The organism is Acinetobacter sp. BIGb0102, assembly GCF_003815055.1.
Classification (GTDB): domain Bacteria; phylum Pseudomonadota; class Gammaproteobacteria; order Pseudomonadales; family Moraxellaceae; genus Acinetobacter; species Acinetobacter vivianii.
Map to the genome: position 1 here is coordinate 71,935 of NZ_RKQE01000010.1, position 14,442 is coordinate 86,376.

Annotated in this window: 15 protein-coding genes; 9 read left to right on the forward strand and 6 right to left on the reverse strand. The window is 41.0% G+C overall.

Features of this window, described 5'->3' with window-relative positions:
• Nucleotides 1-11: 11 nt before the first annotated feature.
• Both EC846_RS03095 and EC846_RS03100 read right to left on the reverse strand, forming a co-directional pair.
• A complete protein-coding gene (locus tag EC846_RS03095; RefSeq protein WP_004772587.1) occupies nt 12-467 on the reverse strand; it encodes a DUF441 domain-containing protein in 456 nt (151 codons plus the stop codon).
• 174 nt (nt 468-641) lie between these two features.
• A complete protein-coding gene (locus EC846_RS03100; RefSeq protein WP_004772586.1) occupies nt 642-1,496 on the reverse strand; it encodes a hypothetical protein in 855 nt (284 codons plus the stop codon).
• 448 nt (nt 1,497-1,944) lie between these two features.
• Between EC846_RS03100 and EC846_RS03105 the strand changes: the two genes are divergently transcribed.
• Nucleotides 1,945-2,505: a TetR/AcrR family transcriptional regulator gene (locus EC846_RS03105; protein ID WP_005257994.1), complete on the forward strand. Its 561-nt coding sequence runs from the start codon at nt 1,945-1,947 to the stop codon at nt 2,503-2,505.
• Between the two features lie 117 nt (nt 2,506-2,622).
• Here EC846_RS03105 and EC846_RS03110 read toward each other — a convergent pair whose 3' ends face one another.
• Nucleotides 2,623-3,402: a ferredoxin--NADP reductase gene (locus EC846_RS03110; protein WP_004772583.1), complete on the reverse strand. Its 780-nt coding sequence runs from the start codon at nt 3,400-3,402 to the stop codon at nt 2,623-2,625.
• 118 nt (nt 3,403-3,520) lie between these two features.
• Between EC846_RS03110 and tsaA the strand changes: the two genes are divergently transcribed.
• The 5 genes from tsaA (at nt 3,521) to EC846_RS03135 (ending at nt 8,610) form a co-directional block, all read left to right on the forward strand.
• Nucleotides 3,521-4,234 (forward strand): tRNA (N6-threonylcarbamoyladenosine(37)-N6)-methyltransferase TrmO, encoded by a 714-nt coding sequence (gene tsaA, locus EC846_RS03115; protein ID WP_123774555.1) that lies wholly within the window; start codon nt 3,521-3,523, stop codon nt 4,232-4,234.
• Nucleotides 4,235-4,282: 48 nt separating this feature from the next.
• Nucleotides 4,283-6,061, forward strand: a complete 1,779-nt coding sequence (locus EC846_RS03120; protein ID WP_123774158.1) for a GspE/PulE family protein — start codon at nt 4,283-4,285, stop codon at nt 6,059-6,061.
• Nucleotides 6,062-6,148: 87 nt separating this feature from the next.
• A complete protein-coding gene (locus EC846_RS03125; RefSeq protein ID WP_123774159.1) occupies nt 6,149-6,514 on the forward strand; it encodes a NirD/YgiW/YdeI family stress tolerance protein in 366 nt (121 codons plus the stop codon).
• A 100-nt stretch (nt 6,515-6,614) separates the two neighbouring features.
• Nucleotides 6,615-7,277 (forward strand): response regulator transcription factor, encoded by a 663-nt coding sequence (locus EC846_RS03130; protein WP_123774161.1) that lies wholly within the window; start codon nt 6,615-6,617, stop codon nt 7,275-7,277.
• A gap of 1 nt (nt 7,278) precedes the next feature.
• Nucleotides 7,279-8,610 carry a sensor histidine kinase gene (locus EC846_RS03135; protein WP_123774162.1) on the forward strand — a complete coding sequence of 444 codons (1,332 nt, stop codon included), beginning with the start codon at nt 7,279-7,281 and terminating at the stop codon, nt 8,608-8,610.
• Between the two features lie 86 nt (nt 8,611-8,696).
• On the opposite strand, the gene hemP is transcribed toward EC846_RS03135, so the two are convergent.
• Entirely contained in the window at nt 8,697-8,867 is a 171-nt protein-coding gene (hemP, locus tag EC846_RS03140) for a hemin uptake protein HemP (protein WP_004661888.1), read from the reverse strand.
• A gap of 176 nt (nt 8,868-9,043) precedes the next feature.
• Here hemP and EC846_RS03145 point away from each other — a divergent pair, with 176 nt between their 5' ends.
• Nucleotides 9,044-9,955 (forward strand): NUDIX domain-containing protein, encoded by a 912-nt coding sequence (locus EC846_RS03145; protein WP_123774164.1) that lies wholly within the window; start codon nt 9,044-9,046, stop codon nt 9,953-9,955.
• A 2-nt stretch (nt 9,956-9,957) separates the two neighbouring features.
• Here the strand turns inward: EC846_RS03145 and EC846_RS03150 are convergent, their stop codons facing one another.
• On the reverse strand, nt 9,958-10,503 hold the full coding sequence (locus EC846_RS03150) for a tetratricopeptide repeat protein (RefSeq protein WP_123774166.1): 546 nt from the start codon (nt 10,501-10,503) through the stop codon (nt 9,958-9,960).
• A gap of 21 nt (nt 10,504-10,524) precedes the next feature.
• Entirely contained in the window at nt 10,525-12,939 is a 2,415-nt protein-coding gene (gene mrcB / locus EC846_RS03155; RefSeq protein ID WP_123774168.1) for a penicillin-binding protein 1B, read from the reverse strand.
• A 234-nt stretch (nt 12,940-13,173) separates the two neighbouring features.
• On the opposite strand from mrcB, the gene EC846_RS03160 reads away from it, so the two are divergent.
• Complete coding sequence (locus EC846_RS03160; RefSeq protein ID WP_032810682.1) at nt 13,174-14,082, forward strand: NAD(+) kinase; 909 nt, start codon at nt 13,174-13,176, stop codon at nt 14,080-14,082.
• The gene (locus EC846_RS03165) at nt 14,079-14,351 is read left to right on the forward strand and encodes a YeaC family protein (RefSeq protein WP_004772572.1); all 273 of its coding nucleotides are present in this window, start codon (nt 14,079-14,081) and stop codon (nt 14,349-14,351) included. Before EC846_RS03160 ends, EC846_RS03165 begins: the two co-directional genes overlap by 4 nt.
• Nucleotides 14,352-14,442: the final 91 nt, after the last annotated feature.

Genomic DNA, 14,442 nt, shown 5'->3' on the forward strand with positions numbered 1-14,442 from the left:
TCATAAATGTTCTAAGATTTCCCAATCAGCAGAGACAAAATACCTGCTGCAATCAGTGGGCCGACGGGAACACCTCTCAATAAGGCAACACCTGCAACGGTACCGATCAGAAGCCCTGCGACGACATCAGGCTGATTACTCATCAACTTGACTCCGCGGCCTCCTAGCCATGCAACCAATAAGCCAACGGCAATTGCAGCCAAAGATTTAATACTGATAAATGATTTAAGGATGCTTTCACCACTGATCTTGCCACTTGCAATCGGAGCGAGTACGCCAATAGTGAGGATAATGATACCGATATTTAAACCATGATTCTGAATATAAGGAAAAAACTGGTTTAAAGGTGTCAGTTTGACCAAGATCAGGCAAGCGGCTGCCACCGTGACTGCCGTGTTTTGGCTAAAGATACCGCAACCTAATAAGACAAGCAGAACCACTAAATTGATATCGAATTGTGAGAACATCGCAGGGCATGGAGAGGGAAATAAAGTTGAATTATATCGTAATTTATCGAGGTTTATTTTAAAAAGGGCTTTTTTCTTATCTTATGATTGAGCTTTAATAATATAAATATTTGAAATTTAATAAAAAATAAAGGAAGCCATTTCCAAAATTAGAAATGGCTTTTCCTGAGAAAGTTAGGCCAGTTTTTTAAAGCTTCCGTAGTATGCAATTTGTTCATCCCAGAACTGTTCCCATAAATCACAGTATTCAAGACAGATTTGACGGATTGAATCATATTCAGACTCAACGCAGGCTTGTGCCAGAACAAACCACAAATCATCTTCATGGTCATCATCAGCCGCTTCTGCGGTCGCATCATGTGAAACACCATGAACATAGTAATAGCCGCTATCGACATCAAAACCAACCGCTTTGGTTGCTTGGCGTAAAGCAGGACTGAATAAAATCACTTCTTCTTCTGCCACAGCAAGTAAAGCAGAAACGGCTTGATAGCTGTTAAACGAGTTCTCCAGATAGTTACGCACACGTTGAGCGATTAGCGAAGGTTGATAGTCATTGCGCTCAGACTGGCTCAATTCGAAGTCATTGAGAACCTCTTCGAACAATGGATAATGCGCGTATTCAGGATTACCAGAATAATAGCCTTCCTGATCCAGACCAGGTCGGAAACCAAATTCATCCAGAATATTCAGGTTTAATAAAAACCGTGGAAACATTTTTGAACCCGATAATAAGCGTGGTTCTAATTGTTTAGTTTGGAATTGTGCCATCAGCAAAGCATCAGTAAATACCTGAACAATGGCATGTCGATATTCGAGATGAATATGTTTTAATGCCTCTTTGTCAATTACACCGTCATTTAAAAGTTGAATGGCAGGATGTCTCGAAACAGGATGATTTGAAATTTCTGCTCTTAATTTGTTCAGAAAGTTCAGATTCTTGTTCCATACGTCTGTAGAAATACTATTCTTCATTCCTTCAATAGCTTTCTGTCTTGGGTTATCAAAGTTTTCAAATTTTTTTGGCATAGTCTTGTACTCGATGAATTAATAATATTATTGCTTTTCCAATTATTTAGTTAGATTTTCTTTGGTTGATTATGGATATAACTATTGGTACAACCAAACATCTTTTTATTGGATGATTTAAATATAAAATGATTTTTTTGTGAAATCAATTTATTAAGACGGCTAAAAAATGGCAATAAAGTTTATTATTTAACTTAACTGTAAATAAAAGGTGAAATGATTCACGGTATATTCTTTTATTTAAAAAATAGAAAGATTTTTTTACAAATGATCTTGTGTATAAGCCTTTTTTTTCATACCCTATAAGAGGAACAATAAAGAAAATTCGACTTTTCTATAATGCTCTTAAAATAAGATAAACATACATAGTGGCCAGAAATTTCCAGCATGTAAACTATGTCTTAATAATACGTTAAGTTTTTTGATAGAATTCTAAAAGGATAATAAAATGTCAAAAAAAGAAGATATTATTGTAACGGCTCTAGACCTTTTTAACCGTCATAACTACAGTTCTGTAGGTGTGGATCGAATTATTAGTGAGTCAGGTGTTGCCAAAATGACTTTCTACAAATACTTTCCCTCTAAAGAGAACCTGATTGAAGAGTGTCTGTCTCGAAGGAACAAAAGCATTCAAGAAGCTATTGAAACAGAAATTAACCTCAAACAGGAAGATGACTATTTGGGTAAAATTAAAGCAGTCTATTTTTGGCATTTGGGCTGGTTTAATTCAGATGATTTTCATGGTTGTATGTTTCAAAAAGCTTCATTAGAAATATTACAACAGTATCCTTCAATTATTCGACCAATCATGGAGTATCGTGAATGGTTAATGGCATTGGTTGAGGGGTTGTTTGTAAAGGCTCAGGTCTATCAGCCTCATGTATTAACCGCCATGTATATTAATATTCTGGATGGAATGACTTCCTATGCAAAGGTTAATAAAGATCATGCTGAGATTGAAGAGTGTTGGTATTATATTGAGCGATTGATACATTTAGATGCTGCATAATCACTCATTATTTTAGTTTTTCAATCATTACGTTTATATAAATAAAATTACATTTTTATAAAACTTAAAAATAAAAAACCGAGGTTTTAGCCTCGGTTCTTTTTGCATCTATTCAAATTATTTTTCAACAAATGCGCGTTCAATTACATAATCACCCATAACGCCCATACGTGGTGATTCGACTAAACCATGTTGGTCAAGCAGTGCAGCAACGTCTTTCAAGAAGGCAGGGCTACCACAGAGCATGGCACGGTCAGTTTCACGGTTAAAACGTGGTAAACCAATTTTTTCAAACAGTTCGCCTGTCTCAATTGCCGTCGTTACACGACCTTGAGTGTGGAACGGTTCACGTGTCACGGTTGGGTAGTAGATCAACTTATCTTTGATTCCTAACTCTTCAAAGAATTCATGGTTAGGAAGTTCATTCAAGATTAAATCTTGGTATGCAAGTTCAGACACATAACGTGTACCGTGAACCATAATCACTTTTTCAAATTTTTCGTAAGTTTCTGGATCACGAAGTAAAGAAAGGAATGGTGCAAGGCCCGTACCAGAAGATAAAAGATATAAATTTTTACCTGGTAATAAATCGTCGTGTACTAAAGTGCCTGTAGGCTTTTTAGAAATAAGGATTTCGTCGCCCACTTGTACTTTTTGTAAAATAGAAGTTAATGGACCGTCTTGTACTTTAATAGAGAAGAATTCAAGCTCTTCTTCATAATTCGCACTGGCGATCGAATAAGCACGCATCAAAGGCTTACCATTCACTTCAAGGCCGATCATTACAAACTGACCATTTTTAAAACGTAAGCTGACGTCGCGTGTAGTTTTAAAACTGAAAAGTGTGTCATTCCAGTGGTGAACATGAGTAATGCGTTCAACGTTAAAAGCAGCCATTAAAGGTCTCGATCACAGTTAAAAGAAACAGATCGCTATTCTAATCTAAAATCATTCTCGATAAACTGAATATATTTAATTGTGTTTATAAGAAAAAGTGATGAACAATTCTGTAGTGATGCCAATTATTGGCCATATGCGTTCGCCTTACCGTGAGAAATTCGGCATTCCGCGCCAGCCAAATCTGGTGCAGGTTGAGTCTTATATAGAGATGACGGAGGCTTATAGCGATATTCTGGCATTTGAGGGGATCGAAGATTTTAGCCACTTATGGCTGCTGTGGCAGTTCCATGAGAATAAAAAATCGGATAACACCTTGAATCAAATGCCTAAATTTCGTGCACAAGTACGTCCGCCGAGACTTGGAGGTAACCAGAAAATAGGAGTTTTTGCGACGCGAAGTATGTATCGTCCATCTCCGATTGGTTTATCGGTCGTGCAATTTTTACGCGTTGAAAAGCATGGTAAAGCGGTGCGTGTCTATGTCACGGGAAGTGATTTACTGGATGGGACGCCAATTTTAGACATCAAACCGTATATTCAATATTCGGATGCAATTGCTGATTCCGTCAGTGGATATGCACAAGATGAGCCGCAGCGTAAAACGGTTGTTTGGTCGGAAAATGCACAACAGCAACAGCAGCAGTTATTAAAGCAGGGAATTTTGGATAAAAAGATATTCGATGAACTTGAACAAGTGTTATCTTTAGATCCTCGACCTGCGTATCAAAATGATGCTGAACGCGTGTATGGAATGTGCTTTGCAGTGTTGAATGTGCGTTTTACGGTCGATGAACAGGATGTCATCGTTGTTGCAGTTGAACAAAGTTAAAACTTTAAAAATATAAATTTCGTTAAAAAATTTGGGGAATGAACGGTTATGCAAGCTCAGGCAAAATTCGCAAACTTTTCTTTTACGATTGATGTGACGTGGTGCTTAGAGCAACTACTGAAAGATGGTCGGATTACTGAACGCGACAAATTGCTGGTTCAGACCACACATCGCCAAAAAGATCAGTTAAAATGGCATCCTTTGCAGTGGATTGCCAATTTTAGTTTAAAAGATCAACTGAATGCGGGTATGACCTTATCGTTGAATCGTTTGTGTCAATGGCTAGCCGAAAAAGCCGATCTTCCCTTATTTATCATTGATCCGCTTAAAGCCGATGTAGCTGCCTTGACCAGTGTCATGTCGCAAGAATTTGCAGTCAGAAATCATATTCTGGCGGTGGAGGTACAGGCAGACCGAATTTTGATCGGAACCGATCAGCCTTTTACCACCGAATGGTTAAACAATCTGGAACGTAGTCTGGCACCTAGAAAGATTGAAAAAGTTCTATTAAATCCTGAACAGTTGCAGCGCTATATTATTGAGTATTATCAAGTCAGCCGTGCAGTTAGTTCCTCACAAAATGCCAGTATCTATGACCGGGAAAATAAAGGCGTTGAAGCTTTATTACAGTTAGGCGATACACAAAATCCTGATGCCAATGACCAGCATATTGTCAAACTGGTGGACTGGGTGCTGCAATTTGCGTTTGAGCAAGGCGCCAGCGATATTCATCTAGAACCACGAAAAGACAAAGGTAAGGTGCGTTTTCGTATCGACGGTGTGTTGCATACCATCTATAACATGCCTGCCAATACACTGACAGCGGTGATTTCCCGTATTAAAATTTTAGGTCGCATGAATGTGGCGGAAAAGCGTAAACCGCAGGATGGACGCTTAAAAACCCGTACCCCGAAAGGTCAGGAAACTGAATTACGTCTTTCGACTCTGCCGACCGCTTTCGGTGAAAAGCTGGTGATGCGTATTTTCGATCCGGAAGTATTGGTGCGTAGTTTTCAGCAACTGGGTTTTGAAGGTCATTTATTACAGAGCTGGCAGCAGTTGACACAACACAGTCATGGCATCATTTTGGTCACAGGGCCAACAGGTTCAGGTAAGACCACCACTTTGTATTCATCTTTAAAGCAATTGGCAACCGAACAGGTTAATGTCTGTACCATTGAAGATCCGATTGAAATGCTGGAACCTAGTTTTAACCAGATGCAAGTCAATCCAAACATTGAGTTAGGCTTTGCAGATGGCGTGCGGGCTTTAATGCGTCAAGATCCTGACATTATCATGGTCGGTGAGATTCGTGACCATGACACCGCCAATATGGCGATTCAGGCTGCATTAACAGGGCATCTGGTGTTATCTACCTTACATACCAATGATGCACCGTCGAGCCTGACGCGTTTACATGATCTAGGCGTGCAGCCATTCTTGACTGCTGCAACCATTCTGGGGGTATTAGCTCAACGTCTGGTTCGTCGCCTGTGTCCGCATTGTAAGCAAGAAACACCAATCAATGAGCAAGAATGGGAACATCTAACCTTTGATTATATGATGGATATGCCAACCAGCATGTATAAAGCTGTGGGGTGTGAAGCATGCCGTCATACTGGATATAAGGGCCGTGTCGGTATTTACGAATTTATGCCTGTCAGTCTGGAGCTCAAGTCGATCATCAGTGCGCATGGCACACTCAATGATCTAAAAGGGCAAGCGAAAAAAGAGGGAATTGAGCCATTGCGGATTGCGGGTGCACGTAAAGTGATTGAAGGCGTGACCACGTTAGAAGAAGTATTGCGCGTGGTGCCATTAAATTAAGCTACAGTGCCATCTTCAGATTCACCTCATCTTGGTTTGTTTTAATGACTCCATCGAAATGATGAAACCACGATGAGGGGAAAGTATATGAACGTATTATCTAAATTTGCAGTTGTTGCTGGCTTGGTTGGCGCAACTACTTTTGCCGTAGCGAATACTACTGCCGTAAATCAGCAAGCATTGGCGCCGACTCAAATCACCACAGTCAAACAGGCTTTGACCTTGAAAGATGATACGCCAGTTAAATTGAAAGGTTATGTGGTAAAAGCAACAGGTGATGAGAAATATCAGTTTAGTGACCAGACAGGTTCAATGACGGTCGATATTGATGATGATTTATGGCAAGGTAAGCCAGTATCAGCAAAAACACCAGTGACCTTAATTGGTGAAATCGACATCGACTATAAGCCAGCGAAACGTGTTGAAGTTGATGTTGATCAGGTTCAATTCTAAAGATTGATGGACGAATAAAAAAACCACATGATCATCATGTGGTTTTTTGTTTATGATTTATTTTAAGATTATGTGAAAGATCAACAGAGTGGGCTGTTTTATGCGAATTTTATTGGCTGAAGATGATGCCTCGCAGGCGGAAAGTATCAAAGCCTGGCTGGAAATGGACGGTTATAGCGTTGACTGGGTGGAACGGGGGGATCATGCGATTCTGGCGGTCGAACAGCATCAATATGACTGCATCCTTCTGGATCGGGGCTTACCGCAAGCTTCAGGCGATGAAATCCTTAAAACCATTCGCCGACAAAACACCAAAACTCCTGTTATTTTTATTACTGCCAAAGACCACATCCATGATCGGGTAGAAGGACTGGATCTGGGGGCTAATGACTATCTGGTCAAGCCATTTAATCTGGAGGAATTATCAGCTCGGGTTCGTTCTCAATTGCGTCAACATCAGACTCAAGCGGGTCAATATCTTCATTTTGCCAATTTACAACTTGATCCTCAAGCCAAGACTCTGATTCAGGACGGTAAAGCGGTTAATCTCACTGCCAAAGAGTTCCAGATTCTATATAAGCTGATGCAGAAACCTGAGCATATTGTGACACGGGAGCAACTGGAAGAATCTCTCTATGCATGGGGCGATGAAATTGAAAGTAATGCCATCGAGGTGTTTATCTATCAGATTCGTAAAAAGATTGGTGGGCAATATATCAAGACCATTCGTGGTCTAGGCTATCGCATGCATCAAGGGGAATAGAATGAAAGTGGTGTCATTACAAACCAAGCTGGTTAAAACTTCTTTAGTAAGTTCAATGATTGCTGGATGTGTGGCATTACTTTTGTTCGCCGTGATTTCGGTATATCAAACCATGCAGGTACAAGATGAAATCATGGACGAGATTTCAGATATGTTGCTGATTACGGATTTAACCCAAACCTCTGGGCAACAAATTGATGAACTGAGTGATGAATTTGATATCCAATATCAGTTGAGCAATTCGCAGCAAGTTTTAACCCAATCCACTGATTTTCAGCTTGATCCACAGCATCACACTTTGATTGCAGCAACTCATGGCGACTATGGCATCATTTGGCAGCAAGGCCAGTTATGGCGGAGTTATGCGGGCGAAGATGAACATGCACATATGCAAGTACTAATTTTACAGCCGCTTGGCGAACGTTTTAAAGACTTGCTGAATAGTTTCGCAGGCTATGCACTGATCTTGATGCTGGTGTGGCTGATGCAATGGATCATGATACATTTCCTGATTAAACGACAATTTAAAGTGATTCATCAATTATCTTCAGAAATATCAGAAAAAAATGCAGATGATTTGAGCCCGATACATGCTGGAGACGTCGAACTCAAAGAATTGCAGCCAATGTTGGGGCAGCTCAATCGACTGTTACAGCGTCTCGAACAATCCTTGCTAGCAGAACAGCGTTTTACCGCTGATGCATCCCATGAATTGCGTTCACCTTTATCAGCGATTCAATTGCGATTGCAGTTACTACAGCGTAAATATCCTGAACGGGCTGGGGATTTCGTCCAGATGCAGCAAGATGTGAACCGTGGAATTCAGACACTGGAAAATTTATTGCTTTTGGCGCGTCTAGATCCTGAGCATGCAGAAAATCTACCCAAAACTTATTTTGATTTACAAGAGGTGGTGCAGGAAGCAACACAAGCATTGGCATTATTTGCTAAGGAAAAGTGCATTCAAATCCATGTAGACATCACAGAACAATCAAATATGCTGCATGCCAATCAGCAACTCATATTTACCTGCATCCGAAATATAATTGATAATGCGATCCGATATAGCATTGAGCAAGGACAGATTTATATCAGTTTGGAGCAGCAACAAGATGCTATAGCGCTGGTGATCGAAAATGAAGGACAAGGCATGGACAACGACATACTAGCGCGATTGGGAGAGCGTTTTTATCGTGCCTTAGGAACTAAAACCCAAGGTTCGGGATTAGGTCTGTCGATTTGTAAAAAAATTGTTGAATTGCATCAGGGCAAAATCAAGTTTTCCCAATCCAGCTATGGCGGACTCAAGGTGAGTATCCAGCTACCTGTATAAATTTACCAATGAGCAAAATAAAAAAAAGCAGCATGCGCTGACATACTGCTTATTCCCACGTTTATTATTATGCGGTTGTTATTATATTACTTCGTTAAAATCAGGCGATTATTACGCGTTAGACGTAAACGATATTCTTCGCCCGCATGCATAATGCGGATTTCGCGCCCCAAGGCAAAAAGGTTGTTTGAATGCAACATTGGCAATGATTGAGCTGCATCTGTACTACGAGTAAATAGGTTGAATGGTGCGTTCATTTGTTATGCTCCGTGGTGTGTTCTTTAATGTTTTAAATGATAATCATTATCGAATAGACCTGTCAACGGAAATTTTAAGAATTTACAAAATCAGTGATTAATTTTGTTTTTGGTCATGTGAATTCGTGTTTAAATTCCCTAGAATCGGGATAAAAGGTGAGAGATTTTAGTCTGTTATGACCAAAGCTACTGTTGATGTTGCAATCGCAATTTTATTACATAAAACCAAAGTATTGGTCGGCTGGCGACAGGCCAACCAGCATCAGGGCAATAAACATGAGTTTCCAGGTGGAAAAGTTGAAGCAGGTGAAACACCAGAGCAGGCTTGTCGCCGTGAGATTTATGAAGAAGTAGGGATTGGTATAAAAGACTGGCATGTTTTTGATGTGATCCGTCATGAATATGATGACATTATTGTGAATCTACATTTGTTTCATGCCTATGTGCCCGATGAATTGCTCGATCTGATTCATCAACCGTGGGGATGGTATAAACGTGAACAACTGGCTGAGTTAAATTTTCCAAAGGCCAATGATGCCATTCTACAACGTTTGATCTGGCCTCATTTCATCAAGATTAGTGACCAAATTGATGCCTTGCCGCAACAAGAGGCACTCTTATATTGGCGTACTGATTGTGCTGATATTAGACAGATCCAGCAGCAGCTTTTAAGGTTGAGCGATGCGCAATTACAGAAATTGATGATCAATGTCGATCTGTGGCAGCAACTGGATGTTGAATTACGCGATAAGATCTCAACCATCCACTTGAAGCAATCACAATTAATGAGTTTCAGTAAAGCTGGCTTAGTCGTTGGGAAGCGCTTTATCGCTGCTTGTCATGATGCGGTCTCTTTGCAACATGCCCATCATATTGGTTGTGATGCGGTGTTGTTAAGTCCGGTACAGGCGACAGAAACGCATCCTGATGCGAAAAAATTGGGTTGGGAAGGTTTTGAAGAACTCGCTCGAACAAGCGATATTCCTGTGTTTGCTTTAGGTGGTGTCGCACCTGCTGAATTAAAACAAGCCCAAAAGCATCATGCTTATGGGCTTGCCGGGATTCGTCAGTTTAGTGCAATTGACTAGGATTAGAGTGCCTGAAGGGCTCTACGAGCTTCTTGGGCCTTCACCGAATGATTGCGGGCTTCACTGGCTTTAAGAATAATTAACCACAACTGCTTTTTCATGGCATTGCTTTGCGCGTAACTAAGGCCACGGCGTGCCAATGCTTCTGCATTGGCATACTCTTTACGTTGATCAGCAATCATTGCCAAATACAAATAAGTTTCGGTGGCTTGTGGCGCGATACGTTGCGCCTGAAGCGCATAACGTTCAGCTTCCGCAAGTTGTTGCTGCTTATAAGCTACCTGCGTTTTTTGCATCAAGGTTTTAAATGCAGGTAGCTGACTACCATCATTAAACTTCTGCTGAACCTTTTGTTGAGGCACAACCACAGGAACGCTTTGACGCTTAATCTCTTTTTGATCATAAGGCGTAATTTTCACTCCAGAAGAAGGTTGAGTCACTTTCTTCGGTGGGTGAGTTGGCGAAGTCTTGGTTGGTGCCTTTTCAGGTGCCGTCGTACAACCCGCCAGTATAAGCATTCCGATAATCGCTACTGTTTTCTTCATCATGTCCAATCATCCTTTTGAGGCTTAGTTCTCACCGTTACCGTTATAGCTGCCACTGGAAATAACGCGTGCAGGGCTACGATTGGATAAATCTGTATCCATTTGGTTTTCACTTTCACGAATATAGTTACCAATGCTATCTTCATGCTCATCATTCTGTGTGTCATCTGTTTGTGGAATATAGGTTGGTTCCACTTCATAATGAGATTGACCACATAAGGTTGCACGACGTGGCACGGTTTGACGGAGTAGTGGAATATACAACGCACCATCACAGCCTTGCGCAGACAAATCACCACTCGCGCTATCAATCCATTGCCATTGCACATTATCGGTCTGGCGCAGATTAACAGGCTCTTGACGAAGCTGTTTCATCACATTAGTCCAGACTGGAAGTGCACCAGAAGAACCAGTTAAACCTGTGACTTTATTGTCGTCGAGACCTAACCACACCACTGCAACATGATTGCCTGAATAACCTGCGAACCATGAATCTCGGGTGTCGTTGGTGGTACCAGATTTACCCGCCAGATTTAATGATTCAGGTAAGCTGTTATAGGCAGAGCGACCTGTACCAGAACGCATTACTTGTTGTAAGCCAAAGTTCAGGATATAGGCAGCAGCAGGGTCAATGGTCTGTTGTACATTTAGGCCATAACGCTCAAGTAAATGTCCTTTAGCATCCACCACAGTACGGATAGAACGAGGCGGATATTTAAAGCCACCTGTCGCAAAGTTGCTATAGATGCTTAATACTTCCATTGGTGACATATTCACTGCGCCCAGATAGATTGAAGGGTAAGCAGGAATATCTGAGGTCACACCAAACTGTCTTAATTTATTGCTAAACGCAGATAAACCAAATTCATTTCCTAAACGGACAGTGGATAAGTTGTATGAGTTTGCCAAAGCTTGTTGCATTGGTACAACACCATGCTCACCACCGCTATAGTTTTTCGGTGTCCAGCTCTTATCACCATCAATTGGAATATTGACTGCGCTATCTTCAATCGGGCTTGCCCATGTGTATCGGCCTGACTCGATTGCGTTCAAGTAAATGATCGGTTTAAGCAAAGAACCCACTTGACGTTTTGCATCAAGCGCACGGTTAAAGCCAGTAAAGTCCTGAGTCGAACCTACGGCTGCAACCAGTTCACCATTTTCAGGGTGCGCAACCAGCACAGCACCTTGCAGGTTTCTTAAACGGCCGGGGTTGGCATTGGCTAAACGGCTGACGGTACTCTTAAATGCGTTCTGCACCTGAGTTTGTGCGATTGGATCAAGGGTTGTGAAAATTCTTAAACCTTGATTGGTAATATCACTCTCTTGGTATTCCGTGCGTAATTGACGACGCACAATATCCAAGAAGTCAGGGAATTTTGCAGGGCCTAAAGTTGGCTTGCTGACCACATTTAAAGGACGGGCAATTTCATCTTCATATTCTGCATCGGTCAAATAACCCATCACTTTCATGTTGTTTAGTACAACATCACGACGTTTCTTCGCCGATTCTGGATTACGCCATGGATTATAAAGAGAAGGGCCTTGAACTAAGCCAACCAGAAATGCCTGTTGTGAAATATTCAATTCACGCAATGGCAGACCGAAGTAAAACTGTGAAGCCAAGCCGTAACCATTAATAGAATAGCTACCGTTTTGGCCTAAGTTCACTTCATTTAAGTAAGCTTCCAGAATCTCATCTTTACTGTAATGTAATTCAATCAATAGCGCCATAAGTGCTTCATTGACTTTACGTTTCAGCGTCTTTTCTGGTGATAGATAGAAGTTCTTGACCAATTGCTGCGTTAAGGTTGAACCACCTTGACGACGGCCACCTGTCACATTACTGACGACAGCACGGGCAGTACCACGAATTGAAAGACCATGATGGTGATAGAAGTTACGATCTTCTGTCGAGATCAGAGCTTCGATCAGGGTTTTTGGTACTTTATTCAATTTAATGAGAACGCGGTCTTCATTATGTTGTGGATAAATACCACCAATCAATAAAGGTTCTAAACGTGCAATCCCTGTATTTGAGGGTTTGGTTGAGCGAACCTCACTCACTTCGCCATTGGCAAATGCTAGTTCCAGTACTTGTTCAGGCTCAGTGCTATCACCGTAGTCAAATCCACGGGTGTGTACATACATCTGATTGCCTTGAACCACATAGCTACCAGACTTATCGTAGTTAGCTGTATTCTTATACCCGAGTAATTTTAACTCTTGCGTAAAATTATCCTGAGTAATCGGTGCATTGGCGTAGATTTCCAATGGGCGTGCAAACACCTTGGCAGGGATGTCCCAACGCTGACCTTCAAACTTGTCACGAATAATATTATCCAGTCGGATCAGATAGATACTAAATGCAACAAAGACACCTATCACTAACATTGAGAAAATGAGTGCTAGAAAACCAATACCACGTTCAAACTTCATAGATTTGCGTTAAAACCAAAACAATGACGGTAATGATGCGATAGCTTATTGTCATTTTGCAATCATAAAACTGTGAATAAATAGCAACATGCAATAAAAAGATTAAGAATGTGTTGACATTAAAGGTATAAAAAAACAACGGATAGACATTTTTATACTTTTTAATCAATCATCAACGCAACATTGATTGTTAATGATATGATAGTCAGTAATCGCGACGGAGCTGAATTATTCGTGCAAATTTCACATAAATCCTTTCGAAATATTGGTCTCATTGGACGACCAGACAAGTATTCTGTAGTAGAAACGTTATGTTTAATTCATGATCATTTGATCAATTTAGGTTTAAACCCCGTTTTTGATCAGGAAACAGCGAAACTTGTCCCCTATAGTCATGGGCAGACTGTAAGCCGTAACTTGCTGGGTGAAGTCGTAGATTTAGTGATTGTGGTGGGCGGTGATGGTTCACTGTTACATGCAGCGCGAGCTTTGGTTAGACATAATACGCCAGTGCTCGGTATTAACCGTGGTCGACTGGGCTTTCTAACCGACATCAAGCCAGCGGAAGCTATTTTTAAGCTGGATCAGGTGTTACAAGGTCAGTTTCAACTGGATCGCCGTTTCTTACTGGAAATGGAAGTGCGGACCAATGGCGAAACGATTTATGACGCGATTGCATTGAACGATGTAGTGTTGCACTCAGGCAAGTCGGTACATATGATCGATTTTGAACTGAATATTGATGGGCAATATGTCTATCGTCAGCATAGTGACGGTTTGATTGTTTCTACACCAACGGGTTCGACTGCTTATGCGCTGTCAGGCGGTGGACCGATCTTGCATCCGAGTATGGATGCGATTGCACTGGTTCCGATGCATCCGCATACCTTGTCATCACGTCCTATCGTGGTCGGTGGGCAAAGCGAAATCAAGATTACCATTCGTGAAAATCGTGTTTTGCCTATGGTTAGTGCTGATGGACAACATAGTGTTGCATTAAATGTTGGCGACACGGTGCATATCCGCAAACATCCGTTTAAACTAAGCTTATTACATCCACCAGGTTATGACTTCTATATGGCATGTCGTACCAAGTTAGGGTGGAATCAAGATTTTGAATCTTTTCAACAGGATGACTCATGAATATTGAACAAATGCTCGCTATTTTAAATCCTGAAATTGTTGAGCGTCTTCGTACAGCTGTTGAAATTGGCAAATGGCCAAATGGTGTTGTATTGACCAAAGAGCAGCGTGAAATCTGTATGCAAGCAGTTTACGCATGGGAAATGGAAAATTTACCAAAAGAACAGCGTAGTGGTTATATCGACCGTGGTACCAAAGAAGAAGGTGAGGAATGTGATGATGATCATCACAAAAATGAACCTGAATTTAAGCCAATTCGTTTTGTTTAAATTTAAAAAAGCTCAGTGATCACTGGGCTTTTTTTATTTTCATTAAAAATGTCATCATAAATTTTATGAAACTTCAGAAATCTGTTTGACC

Coding starts and splice junctions, on each gene's coding strand:
- EC846_RS03095 (WP_004772587.1), bottom strand. CDS start 467: ATGTTCTCACAATTCGATATCAATTTAGTGGTTCTGCTTGTCTTATTA.
- EC846_RS03120 (WP_123774158.1), top strand. CDS start 4,283: ATGCAAGCTCAGGCAAAATTCGCAAACTTTTCTTTTACGATTGATGTG.
- EC846_RS03135 (WP_123774162.1), top strand. CDS start 7,279: ATGAAAGTGGTGTCATTACAAACCAAGCTGGTTAAAACTTCTTTAGTA.
- mrcB (WP_123774168.1), bottom strand. CDS start 12,939: ATGAAGTTTGAACGTGGTATTGGTTTTCTAGCACTCATTTTCTCAATG.
- EC846_RS03150 (WP_123774166.1), bottom strand. CDS start 10,503: ATGATGAAGAAAACAGTAGCGATTATCGGAATGCTTATACTGGCGGGT.
- EC846_RS03105 (WP_005257994.1), top strand. CDS start 1,945: ATGTCAAAAAAAGAAGATATTATTGTAACGGCTCTAGACCTTTTTAAC.
- EC846_RS03110 (WP_004772583.1), bottom strand. CDS start 3,402: ATGGCTGCTTTTAACGTTGAACGCATTACTCATGTTCACCACTGGAAT.
- EC846_RS03145 (WP_123774164.1), top strand. CDS start 9,044: ATGACCAAAGCTACTGTTGATGTTGCAATCGCAATTTTATTACATAAA.
- EC846_RS03130 (WP_123774161.1), top strand. CDS start 6,615: ATGCGAATTTTATTGGCTGAAGATGATGCCTCGCAGGCGGAAAGTATC.
- EC846_RS03165 (WP_004772572.1), top strand. CDS start 14,079: ATGAATATTGAACAAATGCTCGCTATTTTAAATCCTGAAATTGTTGAG.
- hemP (WP_004661888.1), bottom strand. CDS start 8,867: ATGAACGCACCATTCAACCTATTTACTCGTAGTACAGATGCAGCTCAA.
- EC846_RS03100 (WP_004772586.1), bottom strand. CDS start 1,496: ATGCCAAAAAAATTTGAAAACTTTGATAACCCAAGACAGAAAGCTATT.
- tsaA (WP_123774555.1), top strand. CDS start 3,521: ATGCCAATTATTGGCCATATGCGTTCGCCTTACCGTGAGAAATTCGGC.
- EC846_RS03125 (WP_123774159.1), top strand. CDS start 6,149: ATGAACGTATTATCTAAATTTGCAGTTGTTGCTGGCTTGGTTGGCGCA.